This window comes from Serratia sp. CMO1, assembly GCF_015689115.1.
Taxonomy (GTDB): domain Bacteria; phylum Pseudomonadota; class Gammaproteobacteria; order Enterobacterales; family Enterobacteriaceae; genus Serratia; species Serratia marcescens.
This window is the reverse complement of sequence record NZ_CP065032.1, coordinates 4,277,409-4,297,630: the sequence shown is the minus strand read 5'-3', so window position 1 is coordinate 4,297,630 and position 20,222 is coordinate 4,277,409. Positions and strand designations below refer to the sequence as shown.

Here is a 20,222-nt window from a genome sequence, read left to right as displayed (position 1 = left end):
TGGAGGTTTTCATGGCTGTCGCTGCCAACAAACGTTCGGTAATGACGCTGTTCTCTGGCCCGACCGACATTTTTAGCCATCAAGTACGTATCGTACTGGCGGAGAAAGGTGTCAGCGTCGAGATCGAGCAGGTCGAAATGGATAACCTGCCGCAAGATCTGATTGACCTCAACCCTTACCAGACGGTGCCTACGCTGGTCGATCGCGAACTGACCCTGTATGAATCCCGCATCATCATGGAGTATCTGGATGAGCGCTTCCCGCACCCGCCGCTGATGCCGGTTTACCCGGTTGCCCGTGGTGAGAGCCGTCTGATGATGCTGCGCATCGAGAAGAACTGGTACTCGCTGATGGACAAGATCGAGAAGAGCAGCGGCCAGGAAGCGGAATCCGCCCGTCGCCAACTGCGCGAAGAGCTGCTGGCGATCGCGCCTATCTTCGGTCAGGCGCCGTATTTCATGAGCGAAGAGTTCAGCCTGGTGGATTGCTACCTGGCGCCGCTGTTGTGGCGTCTGCCGCAGCTGGGCATCGAATTGAGCGGCGCCGGTTCCAAAGAGCTGAAAGGCTACATGACCCGCGTCTTCGAACGCGACGCCTTCCTGGCTTCCCTGACCGAAGCCGAGCGTGAAATGCGCCTGCAGACCCGGGGCTAAGCGCGATGGACATGTCTCAGATGACGCCGCGTCGCCCGTATCTGCTGCGGGCGTTCTACGACTGGCTGCTGGATAACCAACTGACGCCGCACCTGGTGGTCGACGTGACTCGCCCGGACGTGCAGGTGCCGATGGAGTTCGCGCGCGATGGTCAGATCGTGCTGAATATCGCGCCGCGCGCGGTAGGCAACCTGGCGTTGGGTAACGAAGACGTGCAGTTCAACGCGCGCTTCGGTGGCGTGCCGCGTCAGGTTTCGGTGCCGATGGCCGCCGTGCTGGCGATTTATGCGCGTGAAAACGGCGCCGGCACGATGTTCGAACCGGAAGCCACCTACGACGAAAGCGAAGGCGTGTTCGAAGGTCTGGACAATGAGACGATCCCTTCGGAAACCCTGATGTCGGTGATCGACGGCGATCGCCCGGATACCGCGGAAGACAACGGCCCGGATGACGAACCGCCGCAGCCGCCGCGCGGTGGCCGCCCGGCGCTGCGCGTGGTGAAATAACCCCGTGAGAACAAACGAAAAAGCACCCCATGGGGGTGCTTTTTTTTGCCCGGCAGACGCGGGTCAGCCTTTCAACGCGGCAATGCAGGCGTCGCGCGGCGCGCTGAGATCGCCTACGCGCACGGTAGATAGGGCGTGGGTTGCGCGCTCACGGAAACTGCTGATGGCGGTGTCGCCTTGCACTTCCGGCGGTGCGGTGCAAATGTCATTGAGCGGCAGATCGTTGCCTTTGTTGAGCGCCTGCAACACCGCCGCCGGATTGTAGATCAGGGCTGCGGAGAGGGCCGATTTGATGCCGGCGGTAAAGCCGGCATTGCCGCCGCCGGCCAACTTGGGCGCCAGGGCAATCCAGCTGTCGTCCCCCAGCCGGATGCTGTTTTCCACGGCGCCGAACTGCCCGGCCTTGCCCAACTGCGCCACGACCGGCCGTGCGCCGCGCGCTTCGATATTGTAACCAACCTCCTGCGAATCCAGCGCCATGGCTGAAGCGCTGAAACTGACGGCCAGCAGCGCGCCGGCCAACAGGGAAATGGAGCATTTCATGTTCGCTATCCTTATCTCGGTGTCAGGCGCAGCCGCGCCCCGCAATGGTGCTAACTCAATACTATAGCGCGTTGAGGCGGTGAGGAGCGGGGAGGTTGTTACAAAGCGTGGCAGGCTAAAAACAGAGGCCCGGCAATATGCCGGGCCTCTGATGGTACGGAAGGTTTACACTTCGAGGTAGTTCATGATGCCGTCTGCCGCTTTGCGGCCTTCGGCGATCGCCGTCACTACCAGGTCAGATCCGCGCACTGCGTCACCACCGGCGAAGATTTTCGGGTTGCTGGTCTGGAACGCGTTGTCGCTGCCTTCCGGCGCCAGGATGCGGCCCTGTTTATCCAGCTGCACGTCGTGCGCCGCCAGCCAGTCCATGCGGTGCGGGCGGAAGCCGAACGCCATCACCACCGCGTCCGCGTCGATCACGTGTTCGGAACCTGGCACCTGCTCCGCCGTCTGACGGCCATTGGCATCCGGCGCGCCCAGCTGAGTGCGCACCATTTTCACTCCGGCCACGCGGCCGGCGCTGTTCAGTTCGATGCTCAGCGGCTGCAGGTTGAACTGGAAGTCCACCCCTTCTTCCCGGGCGTTCTTCACTTCGCGTTTGGAGCCCGGCATGTTGGCTTCGTCGCGGCGGTAGGCGCAGATGACCTGCGTTGCACCCTGACGCACCGAGGTGCGCACGCAGTCCATGGCGGTATCGCCGCCGCCCAGCACCACCACCCGTTTGCCTTCCATGCTGACGTAAGGCTCGTGCTGATCGGTTTCATACCCCATCAGCTGCTTGGTGTTGGCGATCAGGAACGGCAGCGCGTCGTACACGCCCTGCGCTTCCTCATTCTCCAGGCCGCCGCGCATCGACTGATAGGTGCCGACGCCGAGGAACACCGCATCGTACTCGCTCAGCAAAGTCTCCATGCTGACATCTTTGCCCACTTCGGTGTTCAACTGGAACTCGATGCCCATCTCGCTGAAGATGCCGCGGCGTTTGACCATCACTTCCTTTTCCAGCTTGAAAGCCGGGATGCCGAAGGTCAGCAGGCCGCCGATCTCTGGATGACGGTCATACACCACCGCTTTGACGCCGTTGCGGGTCAGCACGTCGGCGCAGGCCAGCCCGGCAGGGCCGGCACCGACGATCGCCACGCGCTTGCCGGTCGGCTGTACGTGAGACATGTCCGGCTTCCAGCCCATTTCGATGGCCTTATCGCTGATGTAGCGCTCGATATTGCCGATGGTGACCGCGCCGAACTCGTCGTTCAGAGTGCAGGAGCCTTCGCACAGGCGATCCTGCGGGCATACGCGGCCGCACACTTCCGGCAGACTGTTGGTCTGATGCGCCAGGTCCGCCGCTTCCATGATGCGGCCTTCGTTGGCCAGTTTCAGCCAGTTCGGGATGTAGTTGTGCACCGGGCACTTCCACTCGCAATACGGGTTGCCGCAGGACAGACAGCGGTCCGCCTGGGCCTTGGCCTGGGTTTCCGAAAACGGTTCGTAGATCTCGACGAACTCGATTTTGCGGATCTTCAGCGGTTTCTTTGGCGGATCAACACGCTGCAGGTCGATAAATTGGTAAACGTTCTGGCTCATTAATGACCTACCTCTTACTGCGCCTGCACCCGCAGCTCGGCTGCGGAACGGCTACGGTGACCCAACAGCGCTTTGACATCGCTGGACTTCGGTTTGACCAGGGCGAACTTCGGCGCCCACTCCGGCCAGTTGGCCAGGATCTCTTCCGCGCGGGAAGAGCCGGTCGCCTGCACGTGTTCGGTGATCAGGCCGCGCAGGTGCTCCTCATGGATCGCCAGCTGATCGACATCCAGCACTTCCACCAGCTCCGGGTTTACGCGCTTGCGGAACTCGCCGTCTTCGTCCAGCACGTAGGCGAAGCCGCCGGTCATGCCGGCACCGAAGTTGATGCCGGTTTTACCCAGCACGCAGACGATGCCGCCGGTCATGTATTCGCAGCCGTTGTCGCCGATGCCTTCCACCACGGTGATGGCGCCGGAGTTGCGCACCGCGAAGCGTTCGCCCGCGCGGCCGGCGGCGAACAGCTTGCCGCCGGTGGCGCCGTACAGGCAGGTGTTGCCGACGATGCTGGCTTCATGGCTGCGGAAGGCGGAGCCGATCGGCGGACGCACCGCGATGCTGCCGCCGGCCATGCCTTTGCCGACATAGTCGTTGGCGTCGCCGGTCAGGGTCAACTCGACGCCGCCGGCGTTCCAGACGCCGAAGCTCTGCCCGGCGGTGCCGGAGAAGTGCGCCTTGATCGGATCGGCTGCCATTCCCTGATCGCCGTGTACGTTGGCGATCGCGCCGGACAGCATGGCGCCCACGGAGCGGTCGGTGTTGCGAATGTCGAAGTAGAAGGTTTTACCCTGCTTCGCTTCGATGTACGGTTCCGCCTGCGCCAGCAACTCTTTGTTCAGCAGACCCTTGTCGAACGCCGGGTTGCTGCTTTCGGTACAGTACACCGCTTTGCCCGGATGCGGCGTGGCGGTTGTCAACAACGGCGACAGATCCAGCTTGTTCTGCTTGGCGGAAATGCCGTCCAGCTCGGTCAGGAACTCGGTGCGGCCGATCAGATCCACCAGTTGGCTCACGCCCAGTTGCGCCATGATCTCGCGGGTTTCACGCGCGATAAACTGGAAGTAATTCGTCACGCGTTCCGGCAGGCCGTGGTAGTGATCGCGGCGCAGCTTGTCGTCCTGAGTCGCAACGCCGGTCGCGCAGTTGTTGAGGTGGCAGATGCGCAGGTATTTACAGCCCAGCGCCACCATCGGCCCGGTGCCGAAGCCGAAGCTTTCCGCACCCAGGATCGCCGCTTTGACGATGTCCACGCCGGTTTTCAGACCGCCGTCCACCTGCAGACGGATCTTGTGGCGCAGGCCGTTGGCCACCAGCGCCTGCTGGGTTTCCACCAGGCCCAGTTCCCATGGGCAGCCGGCATATTTCACCGAGGACAGCGGGCTGGCGCCGGTGCCGCCGTCGTAACCGGCGATGGTGATCAGATCGGCATAGGCTTTCGCCACGCCGGTGGCGATGGTGCCCACGCCCGGCTCGGACACCAGTTTCACCGAGATCACCGCCTTCGGGTTGACCTGCTTCAGATCGAAGATCAGCTGCGCCAGATCTTCGATCGAGTAGATGTCGTGGTGCGGCGGCGGGGAGATCAACGTCACGCCCGGCACCGAGTAACGCAGTCTGGCGATGTACGGGGTGACTTTATCGCCCGGCAACTGGCCGCCTTCGCCCGGCTTGGCGCCTTGCGCCACCTTAATCTGGATCACGTCGGCGTTCACCAGGTAGGCCGGTGTCACGCCGAAGCGGCCGGAGGCCACCTGTTTGATGCGCGACACCTTGTTGGTGCGGTAGCGCGCCGGATCTTCGCCGCCTTCGCCGGAGTTGGAGAAGCCGCCGAGGCCGTTCATGGCGATCGCCAGTGATTCGTGCGCTTCCGGGCTCAGCGCGCCGATCGACATCGCCGCCGTGTCGAAGCGTTTGAACAGCGACTCCGCCGGCTCGACCTGATCGACCGGGATCGGTTCGCCTTTCGGCGTGATGGCCAGCAGATCGCGCAGCATGGCGACCGGCCGCTCGTTCACCAGCTTGGCGTAGGCCTGGTAGTCGCTGTACTCGCCGCTGTGCACCGCTTTTTGCAGCGAGTTCACCACGTCCGGGTTGTAGGCGTGGTATTCGCCGCCGTGCACGAACTTCAGCAGGCCGCCTTGCTCCAGCGGCTTGCGTTTCAGCCAGGCGCGCTTGGAAAGGTTCTGCAGATCCTGCTGGAAGTCGCTGAAGCTGGCGCCGCCGATGCGGCTGACCACGCCCTGGAAGCACAGATCCGCCAGATCGCGGTGCAGGCCGACCGCTTCGAACAGCTTGGAACAGCGGTAAGAGGCGATGGTCGAGATGCCCATCTTGGACATGATCTTGTACAGGCCTTTGTTGATGCCGTTGCGGTAGTTCAGCATCACGTCGCGGTATTTCTTGTCGATCGCCTGGCTGTCCACCAGTTTGGCCAGGGTTTCATAGGCCAGATACGGGTAGATGGCGGTCGCGCCGAAGCCGAGCAGCACAGCGAAGTGGTGCGGATCGCGGGCGCTGGCGGTTTCAACGATCAGGTTGGCGTCGCAGCGCAGGCTTTTCTCCACCAGCCGGGTCTGCACGGCGCCAACGGCCATCGGGGCCGGTACCGGCAGGCGGCCGGGCGCGATGGCGCGGTCGGACAGCACCAACAGCACCGCGCCTTCGCGCACCTTGCGTTCCGCTTCGTCGCACAGGGCGCGAATGGTTTGCTCCAGATCCTGCTGCTGCGGATCGAAGGTCAGATCGAGCGTCTCGGCGCGATAGTATTCGCCTTCCAGCGTGGTGAGCTGTTTGAAATCGGAGTACAGCAGGATCGGCGATTTGAAGCTCAGGCGGTGCGCCTGGCCTTCGGCTTCGCAGAACACGTTCATTTCACGGCCGATACTGGTGGCCAGCGACATGACGTGCGCTTCGCGCAGCGGATCGATCGGCGGGTTGGTGACCTGCGCGAACTGCTGGCGGAAGTAGTCGTAAACGATGCGCGGCCGGCTGGAGAGCACGGCGAACGGGGTATCGTCGCCCATCGAGCCGGTGGCTTCCTGGCCAATCTCGCCCAGCACGCGGATCACCTGATCCAGCTCTTCGCTGCTGTAGCCGAACTGTTTCTGGTAGGTTTCGAGCTGCGCGTCGTCGAGCTCGCGGCTGCCGACCTGATCGTCCGGCAGATCTTCGAACGGCACCAGGCGTTTGACGTTTTTCTCCATCCACTCTTTATACGGGTGGCGGCTTTTCAGATCGTTGTCGGTTTCCGCCGAGTGCAGAATGCGGCCGCTGCGGGTGTCGATCACCATCAGCTCGCCGGGGCCGACGCGGCCTTTTTCCACCACTTCATCCGGCTGGTAATCCCAGATGCCGACTTCGGAGGCGCAGGTGATCAGCTTGTCTTTGGTGATCACGTAGCGCGCCGGGCGCAGGCCGTTGCGATCGAGGTTACAGGCGGCGTAGCGGCCGTCGGACATCACGATGCCGGCCGGGCCGTCCCACGGCTCCATGTGCATCGAGTTGAAGTCGAAGAAGGCGCGCAGATCGCCGTCCATGTCGGGGTTGTTCTGCCAGGCCGGCGGCACCAGCAGGCGCATGGCGCGGATGAGATCCATCCCGCCCGCCAGCAGCAGCTCCAGCATGTTGTCCAGCGAGCTGGAGTCGGAGCCGGTTTCGTTGACGAACGGCGCGGCGGCCTGCAGATCCGGGATCAGCGGCGTTTGGAATTTATAGGTACGGGCGCGCGCCCACTGGCGGTTGCCGGTGATGGTGTTGATTTCGCCGTTGTGCGCCAGGTAGCGGAACGGCTGAGCCAGCGGCCAGCGCGGCACGGTGTTGGTGGAGAAGCGCTGGTGGAACAGGCAAATGGCCGACTCCAGGCGCAGGTCCGCCAGATCGAGATAGAAGCGCGGCAGATCCGCAGGCATGCACAGGCCTTTATAGATCGTCACCAGGTTGGAGAAGCTGCAGACGTAGAAGCTGTCATCCTGCACCCGTTTCTCGATGCGGCGGCGCGCCACGAACAGGCGGCGCTCCATATCGCGCGGGCGCCAGCCGGCCGGGGCGTTAACGAAGATTTGCTCGATGCGCGGCAGGGAGGAGAGGGCGATTTCACCCAGCACGTCCGGGTTGGTCGGCACTTCACGCCAGCCGACGATCGACAGCGTTTCGTTTTGCAGCTCTTCTTCCACGATGCGGCGGCTGAGGCGCGCTTCCTCTTCATTCTGGCTGAGGAACATCATGCCGACGGCGTAGTTTTTGGCCAAACGCCAGCCGCGCTCTTCCGCCACCATGCGGAAGAAGCGATCGGGTTTTTGCAGCAACAGGCCGCAGCCGTCGCCGGTCTTGCCGTCGGCGAGGATCGCGCCGCGGTGCTGCATGCGGGCCAGCGCGTGAATGGCGGTGCGCACCACCTTGTGGCTAGGTTCGCCTTCTATGTGGGCGATCAGGCCGAAACCACAGTTGTCCCTCTCTTGGGATTTATCGTACAACATATCGTGAACCTCCCCAGGCTCTGCGTGACTCTCACAACCTACTGCGAGGGGGCTTCCCAATTTCAGGCAGAAGTCCAATCAGCAAGTTAACCCCGCCAATCTGCTTTTCCGCCCTCCATCAATGGCCTCTCGTGACGGTCTCACAAGTGGTATAGGACTTGTTTTAAGAGGGAGTCTTCAATTACTGCATAAATATGACGAGACGTTTGCCCGTCCAGAAAGCTTCCAGCGGACTTCCAACTTAGCGAGAAAGAATTCGCAGGTCAAATGTGGGCTTAAGATAGATTCTTATCGAATTATTGATGTTTATTTATTTGAAAAATAAGTGTTTTAATGCATTTTTGCACTATCGTGGGGCAACGCCGATCCCCGCAGAAGTGTGAGCTGTCTCACTATAGTGCAACCCCTTAATCTCTGCACCATGCTAGTGCGGGGGTTAATGCCAGAATTTTATTCTATAAGATATTGCTTGGCTGATGTTTATGACTATTTTTCACCGTGTTGTCATATTGCCGTTAACGGTTGCGTGACGATTAGAATAATTCATCAGAATTATAGTGAATTGATTTGCATTTATGATGAATAGTTATGCCTGGTGGCGCCTTGCGGGGAAAGCGTTGATCTCTGTCATCGCGGGAAAAACCGTTTCTTATTAGCATCGCGGCTTTGAACACAGAGAACCACCAAGATTATGCAGTTGCCGCAATTAGTCAATATGTTTGGCGCGGATCTCCAGCGCCGCTATGGCGAAAAGATCCATAAACTCACGCTGCACGGCGGATTCGGCTGCCCTAACCGCGACGGCACGTTGGGGCGCGGCGGCTGTACGTTCTGCAACGTCGCCTCGTTTGCCGATGAGGCGATGCAGCGCCAGAGCATCGCCGAACAGCTGGCGCAGCAGGCTGCGCGGGTCGATCGGGCGCGGCGCTATCTGGCCTATTTCCAGGCCTATACCAGCACCTATGCGGAGGTTGAACGGCTGGAGGCGATGTATCGGCAGGCGTTGGCGCAGAGCGCCATGGTCGGACTGTGCGTCGGCACCCGGCCGGACTGCGTGCCGGCCGCCGCGCTGGATCTGTTGACGGGATACCGCGAGCAAGGCTATGAGGTGTGGCTGGAGCTGGGGCTACAGACGGCGCATGATAAAACACTGAAGCGCATCAACCGCGGCCATGATTTTCGCTGTTATCAGCAGACTGCGCGGCTGGCCCGGCAGCGCGGGCTGAAGATGTGCTGCCATCTGATCGTCGGGCTGCCGGGAGAAACCCAGCGCGATCATCTGCTCACGCTGCAGCGGGTGACGGAGACCGGCGTCGACGGCATCAAGCTGCATCCGCTGCACGTCGTCACCGGCAGTATCCTGGCGCGGGCGTGGCAGGCCGGGCGGTTGCCCGAACTGGCGCTGGAGGATTACGCCGCCAGCGCCGGGGAGATGATCCGCCATACGCCGGGCGAGGTGGTGTACCACCGTCTTTCCGCCAGCGCCCGGCGGCCGACGCTGCTGGCGCCGCTGTGGTGCGAAAACCGCTGGAGCGGCATGCAGGCGGTCGGCGCTTATCTGCAACGGCACGGCGGGCAGGGCAGCGCGCTGGATGAAAAACGGCGCTACCGGCCCGGCATGCCGCTCTGAAGTGCAATCTTTGCCACACTTCGGCGTTTGCCGCCTTATCTCACCGCTGTTTTACGGTATGATTCAAAAGATTGTGTCTGAAGGGAGCCGCTATGAAGCAAATCCGGGTGTTGGCCCAGTACTACGTTGATTTAATGGTGAAACTGGGGTTGGTGCGCTTCTCGCTGCTGCTGGCCTCGGCGCTGGTGGTGCTGGCGATGGTGGTGCAGATGGCGGTGACCATGCTGCTGCGCGGCGAAGTTGAAAGCATCGACGTGGTGCGTTCGATCTTCTTCGGCCTGTTGATCACCCCGTGGGCGGTCTATTTTCTCTCGGTGGTGGTGGAACAGTTGGAAGAGTCGCGCCAACGGCTGGCGCGGCTGGTGGACAAGCTCGAAGAGATGCGCCACCGCGATCTGGAGCTCAATCAGCAGCTCAAAGACAATATCAGCCAGCTGAATCAGGAGATCGCCGACCGTATCAAGGCGGAAGAAGAGCGCCTGCAGGTGATGGAAAAGCTGACCGAAGAGATGGAACAGCGCGAGCTGGCGCAGATTGAGCTGGGCCAGCAATCGGCGCTGTTGCGTTCCTTCCTCGATGCCTCGCCGGATCTGGTCTACTACCGCAACGAAGACAAAGAGTTTTCCGGCTGCAACCGCGCGATGGAGCTGCTGACCGGCAAAAGCGAGAAGCAGCTGATTGGCCTGACGTCGTTCGACGTCTACGGCCAGGAGATCGCCGAAAAGGTCATTGAGACCGACGAGAAGGTGTTCCGCCACAACGTCTCGCTGACCTACGAACAGTGGCTGGTGTATCCCGACGGCCGCAAGGCCTGTTTCGAGCTGCGCAAGGTGCCGTTTTACGACCGGGTAGGCAAACGCCACGGGCTGATGGGCTTCGGCCGCGATATTACCGAGCGTAAGCGCTACCAGGACGCGCTGGAGAACGCCAGCAGGGAGAAGACCACCTTTATCTCCACCATCAGCCACGAGCTGCGTACGCCGCTTAACGGCATCGTCGGCCTGAGCCGCATTCTGCTCGATACCGAGCTGAACGACGAGCAGCTGAAATACCTGAAGACCATCCACGTCAGCGCCATCACCCTCGGCAATATCTTCAACGACATTATCGAAATGGACAAGCTCGAGCGGCGCAAGGTGCAGCTCGACAACCAGCCGGTGGACTTCACCGGTTTTCTGGCGGATTTGGAGAACCTCTCGGGCCTGCTGGCGCAGCCGAAAGGGCTGCAGTTCGTCATGGAGCCGCAGACGCCGCTGCCGCAGCAGATCGTGACCGACGGCACCCGCCTGCGGCAGATCTTGTGGAATCTGATCGGCAACGCGGTGAAATTTACCCAGCAGGGGCAAATTGTGGTGCGCGTGCGGCGCGAGGCGCAGGAGAAACTGGTGTTCGAGGTGGAAGACTCGGGCATGGGCATCCCGCAGGACGAGCAGGACAAGATCTTCGCCATGTATTACCAGGTGAAAGATCAGCGCGGCGGCCGCCCGGCCACCGGCACCGGCATCGGGCTGGCGGTCTCCAAGCGGCTGGCGCAGAGCATGGGCGGCGACATTACCGTGCGCAGCGAACAAGGGCACGGTTCTTGCTTTACCTTAACCATCAAGGCGCCGGCGGTGCAGGAAGCCGTCAGCGCGGCGCCGGAAGAAGAGGCGCTGCCGTTGCCGGCGCTGCACATCCTGCTGGTGGAGGATATCGAACTGAACGTGATCGTGGCGCGCTCGGTGCTGGAGAAGCTGGGCAACAGCGTCGACGTGGCGATGAACGGCCACGATGCGCTGGCGATGTTCGATCCGGACGAGTTCGATCTGGTGCTGCTGGACATTCAACTGCCGGACATGACCGGGCTGGACATCGCCCGGGCGCTGCGCGAGCGCTATGCCGGGCAGGCGCTGCCGCCATTGGTGGCCCTGACCGCCAACGTGCTGAAAGACAAAAAAGAGTATCTCGAAGCGGGCATGGACGATGTGCTGAGCAAGCCGCTGTCGGTGCCGGCGCTGACCAAGGTCATCAAACACTATTGGGATCATCAACCTTCTCACACTTCAAAGAAAACGGAGCACAAGGCGATGCAGATTAATGAGTCGTTACTCGATACCGCGATGCTGGAACAGTACATGGATCTGGTTGGCCCGCAGTTGATCCACCAAAGTCTGGAGATGTTCGAACAGATGATGCCGGGCTATCTGGCGGTGCTGGACTCCAACATGACGGCGCGCGATCAGAAAGGCATCACTGAGGAAGGGCATAAGATCAAGGGCGCCGCCGGTTCGGTCGGTCTGCGCCATCTGCAGCAGCTGGCGCAGCAGATTCAAACGCCGACGCTGCCGGCCTGGTGGGATAACGTGCAGGATTGGGTGGATGAGCTGAAACAAGAGTGGCGCAACGACGTGCAGGTACTGAGGGCTTGGGTTGAGAACGCTGAAAAAAAATGACCCCGACCTAAGCCGGGGTGCGCGAATATTGCGCCAACACCAGGGAAATTGTGAACCTGCGTATTGGTTTCAGTGTTCTGGTCGAGCAGGTTGTTGCGAATTCCTAAACATCATACAGCCAACAACATAGCAAATGTAAGCGCTCTTGTTAGAAGATTCATTAAAATGTGTGATGTAGATTAGTGTTTGTCAACTCCGAGCACGAACCAGTTGACAGCAGCGACAGGAGTAAGAGTGATGAAAAAGGTGGGTGTAGTCCTCAGCGGCAGCGGCGTTTATGACGGTACGGAGATCCATGAAGCGGTGCTGACGCTGCTGGCGTTGGATCGTGCCGGCGCCCAGGCGGTGTGCTTTGCGCCTGACAAACCACAACGCCATGTTATTAATCACTTATCTGGTGAGGAGGCGGCGGAGTCGCGCAATGTTCTGATTGAATCGGCGCGCATTGCCCGCGGTGCGGTGCAGCCGCTGGCGCTGGCGGAGGCCGCGCAGCTGGATGCGCTGATCGTGCCCGGCGGCTTTGGCGCCGCCAAGAACCTCAGCAATTTCGCCGAAGCTGGCGCAGAATGTTGGGTCGATGAAGATTTGGCGCGCCTGACGCGCGAGATGCATAAGGCCAACAAACCAATTGGCCTGATGTGCATTGCGCCGGCGCTGCTGCCGAAACTGCTGGATCAACAAGCGCGGCTCACCATTGGCAACGATCCGGATCTGGGGGAAGTGATTGACGCCATGGGCGGCGAACCGGTGATTTGCCCGGTGGACGACATTGTGGTGGATCGCGAACATAAGATCGTGACCACGCCGGCCTATATGCTGGCGCCGTCTATCGCGCAGGCGGCCCTGGGCATCGATAAGCTGGTGGCGCGGGTGCTGGAACTGGCTGAATGAGAAAATCGCTCGTCGGATGGCGGCGGCTGCGCCCGTGGTACTGGCTGAAGCGCGGCGTCATCGCGATTATCGGCCTGTGGGTGTTGGGCATTGTGCTCTTTGCCTTCCTGCCGGTGCCGTTTTCCGCCGTGATGGTGGAGCGGCAGGTCGGCGCCTGGCTGAGCGGCGACTTCGGCTATGTCGCCCATTCGGACTGGGTGTCGATGGACGACATCTCGCCGCAAATGGCGCTGGCGGTGATGGCGGCGGAAGATCAGAAGTTTCCAGACCATTGGGGCTTCGACGTGGCGGCCATTGAAAAGGCGCTCAGCCACAACGAGAAGCGCCCGACGCGCATCCGCGGCGCGTCCACGCTGTCGCAGCAAACCGCCAAGAACCTGTTTTTGTGGGATGGCCGCAGCTGGCTGCGCAAAGGATTGGAGGCCGGGCTGACGTCGGGCATCGAATTGGTGTGGACCAAGCGGCGTATTCTGACGGTGTACCTGAACATCGTCGAGTTCGGCGATGGGGTGTTCGGCGTGGAAGAGGCTTCACAGCGCTTTTTCCATAAGCCGGCCAAACGTCTGAGCGCGGCCGAAGCGGCGCTGTTGGCGGCGGTATTGCCGAATCCGCATCGCTTCAGGGCCGATGCGCCGTCCGGCTATGTGGTGCAGCGTCAACAGTGGATCATGCGGCAGATGCGGCAACTGGGCGGGGAAGCGTTTTTACGCGAGAACAAGCTGGATTAAACGGGCGGGAACGGCACGGCGCCGCTCCCGCCAGGCGGATTATTTCACGTAGGTAAAGGCGGTGGTGACGTGCTTCACGCCGCTGACCTGGCTGGCGATCTGCGCCGCCGACTGCCCTTCCTGCTGTGTGACCAGGCCCAGCAAGAACACTTCGCCGTTTTCGGTGGTGACCTTCACATTGGACGATTTCACCGTATCGCTGGTCAACAGCTGCGAACGCACCTTGGTGGTGATCCAGGTGTCGGAGGACGCGGTGCTCAGGCTGACCGGCGTGCCCTGACGGATTTCGTTATACACTTCGGTGGTGCCTTCCACGCCCATGGCGATCTGCTTGGCGCGCGCGGTGAGATCGGCGTTAGGCGACTGGCCGGTCAACAGCACCTTGCCCTGATAGGCGGTGGCGACCACCCGGGCATCTTTCTTCAACTGCTGGTCTTTGCTCAGGGCGCTTTCGACCCTGGCTTCCAGCGTGCCGTCATCCACCTGGGTCCCTACGCTGCGCGGGTCGGTGGCGGTTTTGGTCGCGACGGCCGCACTGCCGACGACGACGCCGGCGATACAGCCTTGCAACAGCAGGGCGCTGGACAGCACTGCAAATGTGGCTTTTAGCTTCATCTCAGTTCCTTAATCGTCCTGGTGGGGGAATAACGTATTGTCTATCAGGTCGCACAGGCAGTTTACGGTCAGCATATGCATTTCCTGAATGCGCGAGCTGCGGTGCGACGGGATGCGGATTTCGACATCCTGCTGTCCGAGCAGCCCGGCCAGCTCGCCGCCGTCGTAGCCGGTGAGCGCGACGATGGTCATATCGCGCGTAACGGCCGCCTCGACCGCTTTCACAATATCACGGCTGTTGCCGCGGGTGGAAATCGCCAGCAGCACGTCGCCGGTGTGCCCGAGCGCACGCACCTGCTTGGCGTACACTTCGTCGTGCAGCCGATCGTTGCTGATTGCCGTCAGCACCACGTTGTCGGCGTTGAGAGCGATGGCCGGCAGGCTGGGGCGCTCGGTTTCAAAACGGTTGATCATGCTGGCGGCGAAGTGCTGCGCGTTGGCTGCCGAGGTGCCGTTGCCGCAGCACAGGATTTTGTTGCCGTTGAGTAAGGATTGAACCAGCGTCATCGCAGCGCGGGAAATGGCGTCCGGCAGTGCTTCCGCCGCCGCGATCTGGGTTTGGATGCTTTCGGTGAAACAGACTTTAATTCTATCCAGCACGTTGTATTAATCCACTAAGTCAAAGGGCCGGTCTGCGCCGTAAAACCCCGATTAATCCGCATTGAAGGCGTTGGGTATCCATTCTAACTGGCTACCGGTAATGGCCAAAACATCAAAACGGCAAGATGATGTGTCAAAACTGGCTCCGCGCCCCGCCAGCCAGACGGCGGCGGCGTGCAGCAACCGCTGTTGTTTGCGAAAGGTGACGCTGGCGGCCGCGCCGCCGAAGGCGTCGTTGCGGCGGTAGCGCACTTCGACGAACACCCAGGTGGTGCCGTCGCGCATGATGAGGTCGAGCTCACCGCCGCGCACCGCGACATTGGCGGCGCAGAAGGTGAGCCCGGCGTGTTCCAGGTGACGGCGGGCCAGTAACTCATAGCCCGCCCCTGAGGCGCGTGGGTTCAAGAGACTGGAACGACCGTGCCCTGACGGTATTGCAGCCAAGGCAGCTTACGGTTGATCACGCAGTTCGGCGACGCGCTCAGCGTGCCGGTGGTGCCGGAAACCTGGAAGCCCGGCAGCTGGCGCATTTCAGCAAAGTGGTTGGCCAATGTCCAGGCATCCATCCCCATTGCATACAGGCGCACCAGCGAGTAGTCGTTGCGGAAACGCGCGCTGGCCTGCTGCAACAGCTGAGGGTTTGAGCCGGCAAGCAGCGGGATGTCGCTGAACTGCAGGCCTTCCATTTCCAGACGGAAGTCCGGGCCGGCGCCGGCCTGGTAGCTGCGCGAGCTGGCGTACATCGCCGGCTTGCCGCGCGAGCTGGTGGCCATGTCGATCATCGGTTTGATCAGCGTCAGCTGAGACTGCGTGGCGACGATGTACACCGCGTCGACGCTGCCGCCGGTGGCGGCGGGCACGTCGCTCGGCGGCGCAGGAATGGTCAGCCCGGCGATGGTGACGCTCTGCGGCGCCGGGGCGCTCGACATCGGCGTGCCGGTCATGCGGATGCCGCCGCTGTTCACCATCTGGCGCAGCTCGCCGGCCGAGCCGATGTCCTGGCGCAACACGGTTTGCCCGCCTTGCTTCTGCCATTCCTGGTTAAAGGCCCTGGCGACGCGATCGCCGAAGGCGCCGCGCGGCACCAGCAGCAGCGGTTGACGCTTCTGCTGTTCCCAGATGTGGCGGGCGGCGTCGCGCGCTTCATCTTCCGGCGACAGGGCGAAGTAACAGATGTTCAGGTTGTCTTTCGGCGTTTCCGGTTGGTTGAGCGCCAGCACGTTCAGCGTGGTGGTGCTGGCGGACAACTGATCGACGTTCTCTTTCAGCAGCGGCCCGACCACCAGAGTGGCGCCATCCTGCTGCGCCTGGCTCAGCAAGGCGGCCAGCGGCTGGCTGGTGGTATCGTACACTTTGACCTGCGCGTTGGCGGCCTGCGGCGGCGTTATCGGCGCGCTGGACGGCGCAGCGGGTTGCGCGGCGGTCACGGCGGGCTGGCTCTCTTGCGCCGAAGGGCTGACCGCGCCGTTGGCGTTGATGTCACCCGTAGCGGCCTGATCGGCCGGCGCCGTTTGAGCCGGCGTGCTGGCCGGTTGCGCGGCTTGAGGCTGCGGCGCCGGCATGGAGCCGCCGTTTTTCGCCGCTTCGAAGCCTTGCTGGATGGCGTCGGCGAACACTTTCGCCTGGCCGTTCAACGGCAGCAGCAGGGCGATTTTCGAGGTGGAGGCCTGGGTGAAGTTCAGCACCTGGTTCAGGCGAGCCGGCAGCGTTTTGGCCGCCGGGTTCTTCGGATAACGGTTCTGCCAGTCTTTGATGCCGGCCTTCAGCAGATCGGGATCCTGCTTGTTGTCCTGATAGACGCGCAGCAGATCCAGCCATCCTTGCAGCACGTTCTCGTCGGCGTTGATCACCAGGCTGTTCATCTCCTGCGGCGGCAGTTGCAGCAGGGCCTGCCAGGTTTGATCCAGGTTGTCTTGGTGCGCCTTGCCGGTCAGCAACGGCTCCTGAGCGATATAGGCGCGGATCAGCGGCAGCGACGCTTTGCCCTGGTTGGCGGCGATCTGCGCCTGGTAGTAGCGCACCTTCTGATTCGGCGACAGCGCACCGCTGTCCAGGTGGCCCAGCGTGCTGCGGGCGCTGACGTAGCTCTTGTTGGCGATCTGCAGTTCGGCAGTCAGCAACTGGCGTTCAGTCTGCTGTGCGCCGCTGAGGTTTTTCGGCAACTGATTCAACTGGTCGCCGGCCTGCGGCAGTTTTCCTTCACGCAGCAAGGCGCGAATAGCAAGTAATTGCCAGTCAGCCTTGTTATCATCGCTGCTTTGCTGCAACTGCTGCAGGTAGTAATCGGAGCTGGCGCTCGCTTCGTCCTGTATATTGGCGGGCGGCGTTTGCGGGGCCCGACTTGGACAGCCTGCCAGGAAAAGGGCGGCCGCGATGACTGCGGTAAGTCGGACAGGCTTGGAACGCCCTGCTTTGGTACGAACGAATGTTGAGGAAAGCATACTGTATCCAGTGATGTTTTTTTCAAGATGCTCAATATTAAATCGGCAACCCGGATGAAACAATGAATCAACACCAACAATCAGTCATTTCTGCATCAACGCTGTATGTGGTGCCCACCCCCATCGGCAATCTGGGCGATATCACCCACCGTGCGTTAGAGGTACTGAAAAGCGTTGATCTGATCGCGGCGGAAGACACGCGCCATACCGGATTGCTGCTGCAACACTTCGCGATTAACGCGCGTCTGTTCGCGCTGCACGATCACAACGAACAGCAAAAGGCCGATCAGCTGCTGGCGAAACTGCAGGAAGGCCAGAGCATCGCGCTGGTGTCCGACGCCGGCACGCCGCTGATCAACGATCCCGGTTATCACCTGGTGCGCCGCTGCCGTGAGGCCGGCATTCGCGTGGTGCCGCTGCCGGGCGCCTGCGCCGCCACCACCGCGCTGTGCGCCGCGGGCGTCGCTTCCGACCGTTTCTGCTACGAAGGTTTCCTGCCGGCGAAAACCAAGGGGCGCAAGGATACGCTGATGGCGCTGGCGGAGGAACCGCGCACGCTGATTTTCTACGAATCCACCCATCGTCTGCTGGAAAGCCTGCAGGACATGGTCACCGTCTGGGGCCCGCAGCGCTATGTGGTGCTGGCGCGCGAGCTGACCAAAACCTGGGAATCCATCCACGGCGCGCCGGTGGGCGAGCTGCTGGCGTGGGTGCAGGAAGATGAAGTGCGCCGCCGCGGTGAGATGGTGCTGATCGTCGAAGGCCACAAGGCGCAGGAGGATGCGCTGCCGCTTGAGGCGCTGCGCACGCTGGCGCTGCTGCAAAAAGAGTTGCCGTTGAAAAAGGCGGCGGCGCTGGCGGCGGAAATCCACGGCGTGAAGAAAAATGCGCTGTATAAGCACGCGCTGGAGCAACAACAGCCGTAAAGCGGTTGACCTGCTGCCGCTGCGACGCTACTATCCGCGCCGGAGTTGACCAGACAGTCGCCGCTTCATTGCCGTCCTCTTCGGGGAGACAGATGGAGGGGAGGAAAGTCCGGGCTCCATAGGGCAGGGTGCCAGGTAACGCCTGGGAGGCGCAAGCCTACGACTAGTGCAACAGAGAGCAAACCGCCGATGGCCCGCGCAAGCGGGATCAGGTAAGGGTGAAAGGGTGCGGTAAGAGCGCACCGCGCGGCTGGCAACAGTTCGTGGCACGGTAAACTCCACCCGGAGCAAGGCCAAATAGGGGTTCACATGGTACGGCCCGTACTGAACCCGGGTAGGCTGCTTGAGCCAGTGAGCGATTGCTGGCCTAGAGGAATGACTGTCCACGACAGAACCCGGCTTACCGGTCAACTCCCTCGACAAAAGAAAACCCCGCGCAACGTCAGTTGCGCGGGGTTTTTCGTTTTTCGGCCGGCTTACATCGGCAGGTCAATCAGCAGCGCGCGCAGCGGCGTCTCGGCGCGGATCGTCAGGCGATTCTCCTCACGCACGAAGGCGCCGTCGCCGCAGGTCAGACGCTGTTCCTCGTGGCGCTCGCCGGTGGCGGCGATGGTGCCGTGAATCGACTGCAAATAGGCGCGCGGCCCGTTAATCGTCAGCGTTTGTTCTTCGCCCGGCTGCAGATCGAGATGGTGGATCCAAACCTGCTGGCGCAGCTGCAGGCTGCCCTGCGCGCCGTCCGGCGAGGCCAGCAGCAGGTTGCCTGCCGCCGGCAGCGCCAGGCGCTGTACCCGCTCGTTGTTGCGTTCCGGGCAGGCGTCCAGCCACAGCTGCAGGCGGGTCAGCGGCGTATCGCTGCTGACGTTCTGTTCGCTGTAACTCAGGCCCGGCTGGGTGGCCAACAGCAGCGCCTCGCCGGCTTTGGCGCGCGCGGTGTTGCCGTCGCTGTCGCGGTATTCCGCCTCGCCCTGCAGGATCAGGTTCAGGATATCCACGCTGGGATAGGTGCGCGGCTGGAACGACGCGCCCGGTGCCAGCACCTCCTGATTCAACACCCGCAGCGAGGCGTAGCCCATCAGTTTGGGATCGAAGTAGTGACCAAAGGAAAAGGTGTAGCGAGCCTGCAGCCAACCAAAGTCAGCTTGCCCGCATTGTTGTGCTGTTCTGCATGTAATCATGGCAATCGGCTCTCTAAATTCATTATCCAAATGGTAAGCATCTGGACGTCGGATTGTTAGCCAGTTAATCTGGTCGGCATATTCAAATTTCCTGACAGAGGGATGTGATGGCCAGAGATCGGGCGCTCACGCTTGAGGCGCTGAGAGTGATGGATGCGATCGACCGGCGTGGCAGTTTCGCCGCGGCCGCCGACGAATTGGGCCGGGTGCCGTCGGCGCTCAGCTACACCATGCAAAAATTGGAAGAAGAATTGGACGTGGTGCTGTTCGACCGTTCGGGCCACCGCACCAAGTTCACCAACGTCGGGCGAATGTTGCTGGAGCGCGGGCGGGTGCTGCTGGAGGCGGCCGATAAGCTGACCACCGACGCCGAGGCGCTGGCGCGCGGTTGGGAAACCCACCTGACCATCGTCAGTGAAGCGCTGTCGCCGCCAAGCCTGCTGTTCCCGCTGGTGGACAAGCTGGCGCTGAAGGCCAACACCCAGGTGTCGATTTTCACCGAAGTGCTGGCGGGCGCCTGGGAGCGGCTGGAACAGGGGCGCGCCGACATTGTGATCGCGCCGGACATGCATTTTCGCGCGTCGTCGGAGATCAACACCCGCAAACTGTACAAGGTCATGAGCGTTTATGTCGCCGCGCCGGATCATCCTATCCACCAGGAGCCGGAGCCGTTGTCCGAGGTGACCCGCGTGAAATACCGCGGTATCGCGGTGGCGGATACCGCTCGCGAGCGCCCGGTGTTGACCGTACAGCTGCTGGACAAGCAACAGCGCCTGACGGTGAGCACCATTGAAGACAAACGTCTGGCGCTGCTGGCCGGGTTGGGGGTGGCGACCATGCCGTATCCGATGGTGGAGAAAGATATCGAAGCCGGCCGGCTGCGCGTGGTGGGGCCGGAATACAGCCGCGAAGCCGACATCATTATGGCCTGGCGGCGCGACAGCATGGGGGAGGCGAAGGCCTGGTTCCTGCGCGAAATCCCGCGCCTGTTCGCGCAACGTTAACGTCGGTGGGATGACA

At 61.8% G+C, this 20,222-nt stretch carries 16 protein-coding genes and 1 other RNA gene; 9 read left to right on the top strand and 8 right to left on the bottom strand.

What is annotated here, in order from left to right; translation table 11 throughout:
• The first annotated feature begins 11 nt into the window (after positions 1–11).
• Together sspA and sspB are read left to right on the top strand one after the other, a co-directional pair.
• A complete protein-coding gene (gene sspA / locus IT763_RS20430) occupies positions 12–653 on the top strand; it encodes a stringent starvation protein SspA (protein ID WP_004937082.1) in 642 nt (213 codons plus the stop codon).
• 5 nt (positions 654–658) lie between these two features.
• A complete protein-coding gene (sspB, locus tag IT763_RS20425; protein ID WP_049299899.1) occupies positions 659–1,159 on the top strand; it encodes a ClpXP protease specificity-enhancing factor in 501 nt (166 codons plus the stop codon).
• A gap of 63 nt (positions 1,160–1,222) precedes the next feature.
• On the opposite strand, the gene IT763_RS20420 is transcribed toward sspB, so the two are convergent.
• From IT763_RS20420 to gltB, 3 genes are all read right to left on the bottom strand, one after another.
• The gene (locus IT763_RS20420) at positions 1,223–1,702 is read right to left on the bottom strand and encodes a hypothetical protein (protein ID WP_156866266.1); all 480 of its coding nucleotides are present in this window, start codon (positions 1,700–1,702) and stop codon (positions 1,223–1,225) included.
• Positions 1,703–1,867: 165 nt separating this feature from the next.
• Entirely contained in the window at positions 1,868–3,286 is a 1,419-nt protein-coding gene (locus IT763_RS20415; RefSeq protein WP_016930196.1) for a glutamate synthase small subunit, read from the bottom strand.
• Between the two features lie 14 nt (positions 3,287–3,300).
• On the bottom strand, positions 3,301–7,761 hold the full coding sequence (gene gltB, locus IT763_RS20410) for a glutamate synthase large subunit (protein ID WP_016930195.1): 4,461 nt from the start codon (positions 7,759–7,761) through the stop codon (positions 3,301–3,303).
• A 691-nt stretch (positions 7,762–8,452) separates the two neighbouring features.
• Between gltB and IT763_RS20405 the strand changes: the two genes are divergently transcribed.
• The 4 genes from IT763_RS20405 to mtgA all read left to right on the top strand — a co-directional run bounded on the left by IT763_RS20405 (position 8,453) and on the right by mtgA (position 13,442).
• On the top strand, positions 8,453–9,391 hold the full coding sequence (locus IT763_RS20405; RefSeq protein WP_176062625.1) for a TIGR01212 family radical SAM protein: 939 nt from the start codon (positions 8,453–8,455) through the stop codon (positions 9,389–9,391).
• 92 nt (positions 9,392–9,483) lie between these two features.
• Complete coding sequence (arcB, locus tag IT763_RS20400; protein WP_206194968.1) at positions 9,484–11,823, top strand: aerobic respiration two-component sensor histidine kinase ArcB; 2,340 nt, start codon at positions 9,484–9,486, stop codon at positions 11,821–11,823.
• A 237-nt stretch (positions 11,824–12,060) separates the two neighbouring features.
• Complete coding sequence (gene elbB, locus IT763_RS20395; RefSeq protein WP_079450138.1) at positions 12,061–12,714, top strand: isoprenoid biosynthesis glyoxalase ElbB; 654 nt, start codon at positions 12,061–12,063, stop codon at positions 12,712–12,714.
• Entirely contained in the window at positions 12,711–13,442 is a 732-nt protein-coding gene (gene mtgA, locus IT763_RS20390) for a monofunctional biosynthetic peptidoglycan transglycosylase (protein WP_143778463.1), read from the top strand. The genes elbB and mtgA overlap by 4 nt, the downstream gene beginning before the upstream one ends.
• A 39-nt stretch (positions 13,443–13,481) precedes the next feature.
• Here mtgA and dolP read toward each other — a convergent pair whose 3' ends face one another.
• Genes dolP through IT763_RS20370 form a run of 4 tightly spaced genes read right to left on the bottom strand, consistent with a single transcriptional unit; the run spans position 13,482 to position 17,098 of the window.
• Complete coding sequence (dolP, locus tag IT763_RS20385; protein ID WP_004937101.1) at positions 13,482–14,057, bottom strand: division/outer membrane stress-associated lipid-binding lipoprotein; 576 nt, start codon at positions 14,055–14,057, stop codon at positions 13,482–13,484.
• 9 nt (positions 14,058–14,066) lie between these two features.
• Positions 14,067–14,657 carry a DnaA initiator-associating protein DiaA gene (diaA, locus tag IT763_RS20380; protein WP_004937103.1) on the bottom strand — a complete coding sequence of 197 codons (591 nt, stop codon included), beginning with the start codon at positions 14,655–14,657 and terminating at the stop codon, positions 14,067–14,069.
• Positions 14,658–14,708: 51 nt separating this feature from the next.
• Complete coding sequence (locus IT763_RS20375) at positions 14,709–15,062, bottom strand: YraN family protein (RefSeq protein WP_015379164.1); 354 nt, start codon at positions 15,060–15,062, stop codon at positions 14,709–14,711.
• On the bottom strand, positions 15,059–17,098 hold the full coding sequence (locus IT763_RS20370) for a penicillin-binding protein activator (RefSeq protein ID WP_206194967.1): 2,040 nt from the start codon (positions 17,096–17,098) through the stop codon (positions 15,059–15,061). Before IT763_RS20370 ends, IT763_RS20375 begins: the two co-directional genes overlap by 4 nt.
• A gap of 62 nt (positions 17,099–17,160) precedes the next feature.
• Here IT763_RS20370 and rsmI point away from each other — a divergent pair, with 62 nt between their 5' ends.
• Both rsmI and rnpB read left to right on the top strand, forming a co-directional pair.
• A complete protein-coding gene (rsmI, locus tag IT763_RS20365; RefSeq protein ID WP_004937108.1) occupies positions 17,161–18,024 on the top strand; it encodes a 16S rRNA (cytidine(1402)-2'-O)-methyltransferase in 864 nt (287 codons plus the stop codon).
• A 41-nt stretch (positions 18,025–18,065) separates the two neighbouring features.
• An RNA gene (gene rnpB / locus IT763_RS20360) (RNase P RNA component class A) lies at positions 18,066–18,443 on the top strand.
• A gap of 57 nt (positions 18,444–18,500) precedes the next feature.
• On the opposite strand, the gene IT763_RS20355 is transcribed toward rnpB, so the two are convergent.
• A complete protein-coding gene (locus tag IT763_RS20355) occupies positions 18,501–19,202 on the bottom strand; it encodes a pirin family protein (RefSeq protein WP_206194966.1) in 702 nt (233 codons plus the stop codon).
• 107 nt (positions 19,203–19,309) lie between these two features.
• On the opposite strand from IT763_RS20355, the gene IT763_RS20350 reads away from it, so the two are divergent.
• Positions 19,310–20,206: a LysR family transcriptional regulator gene (locus tag IT763_RS20350; RefSeq protein ID WP_004937113.1), complete on the top strand. Its 897-nt coding sequence runs from the start codon at positions 19,310–19,312 to the stop codon at positions 20,204–20,206.
• The last annotated feature ends 16 nt before the right edge of the window (positions 20,207–20,222 follow it).

What these genes read in the sequence shown, in the direction of transcription:
- sspA (WP_004937082.1), top strand. Translation starts at nt 12, where the DNA reads ATGGCTGTCGCTGCCAACAAACGTTCGGTAATGACGCTGTTCTCTGGC.
- sspB (WP_049299899.1), top strand. Translation starts at nt 659, where the DNA reads ATGGACATGTCTCAGATGACGCCGCGTCGCCCGTATCTGCTGCGGGCG.
- IT763_RS20420 (WP_156866266.1), bottom strand. Translation starts at nt 1,702, where the DNA reads ATGAAATGCTCCATTTCCCTGTTGGCCGGCGCGCTGCTGGCCGTCAGT.
- IT763_RS20415 (WP_016930196.1), bottom strand. Translation starts at nt 3,286, where the DNA reads ATGAGCCAGAACGTTTACCAATTTATCGACCTGCAGCGTGTTGATCCG.
- gltB (WP_016930195.1), bottom strand. Translation starts at nt 7,761, where the DNA reads ATGTTGTACGATAAATCCCAAGAGAGGGACAACTGTGGTTTCGGCCTG.
- IT763_RS20405 (WP_176062625.1), top strand. Translation starts at nt 8,453, where the DNA reads ATGCAGTTGCCGCAATTAGTCAATATGTTTGGCGCGGATCTCCAGCGC.
- arcB (WP_206194968.1), top strand. Translation starts at nt 9,484, where the DNA reads ATGAAGCAAATCCGGGTGTTGGCCCAGTACTACGTTGATTTAATGGTG.
- elbB (WP_079450138.1), top strand. Translation starts at nt 12,061, where the DNA reads ATGAAAAAGGTGGGTGTAGTCCTCAGCGGCAGCGGCGTTTATGACGGT.
- mtgA (WP_143778463.1), top strand. Translation starts at nt 12,711, where the DNA reads ATGAGAAAATCGCTCGTCGGATGGCGGCGGCTGCGCCCGTGGTACTGG.
- dolP (WP_004937101.1), bottom strand. Translation starts at nt 14,057, where the DNA reads ATGAAGCTAAAAGCCACATTTGCAGTGCTGTCCAGCGCCCTGCTGTTG.
- IT763_RS20370 (WP_206194967.1), bottom strand. Translation starts at nt 17,098, where the DNA reads ATGCTTTCCTCAACATTCGTTCGTACCAAAGCAGGGCGTTCCAAGCCT.
- rsmI (WP_004937108.1), top strand. Translation starts at nt 17,161, where the DNA reads ATGAATCAACACCAACAATCAGTCATTTCTGCATCAACGCTGTATGTG.
- IT763_RS20355 (WP_206194966.1), bottom strand. Translation starts at nt 19,202, where the DNA reads ATGATTACATGCAGAACAGCACAACAATGCGGGCAAGCTGACTTTGGT.
- IT763_RS20350 (WP_004937113.1), top strand. Translation starts at nt 19,310, where the DNA reads ATGGCCAGAGATCGGGCGCTCACGCTTGAGGCGCTGAGAGTGATGGAT.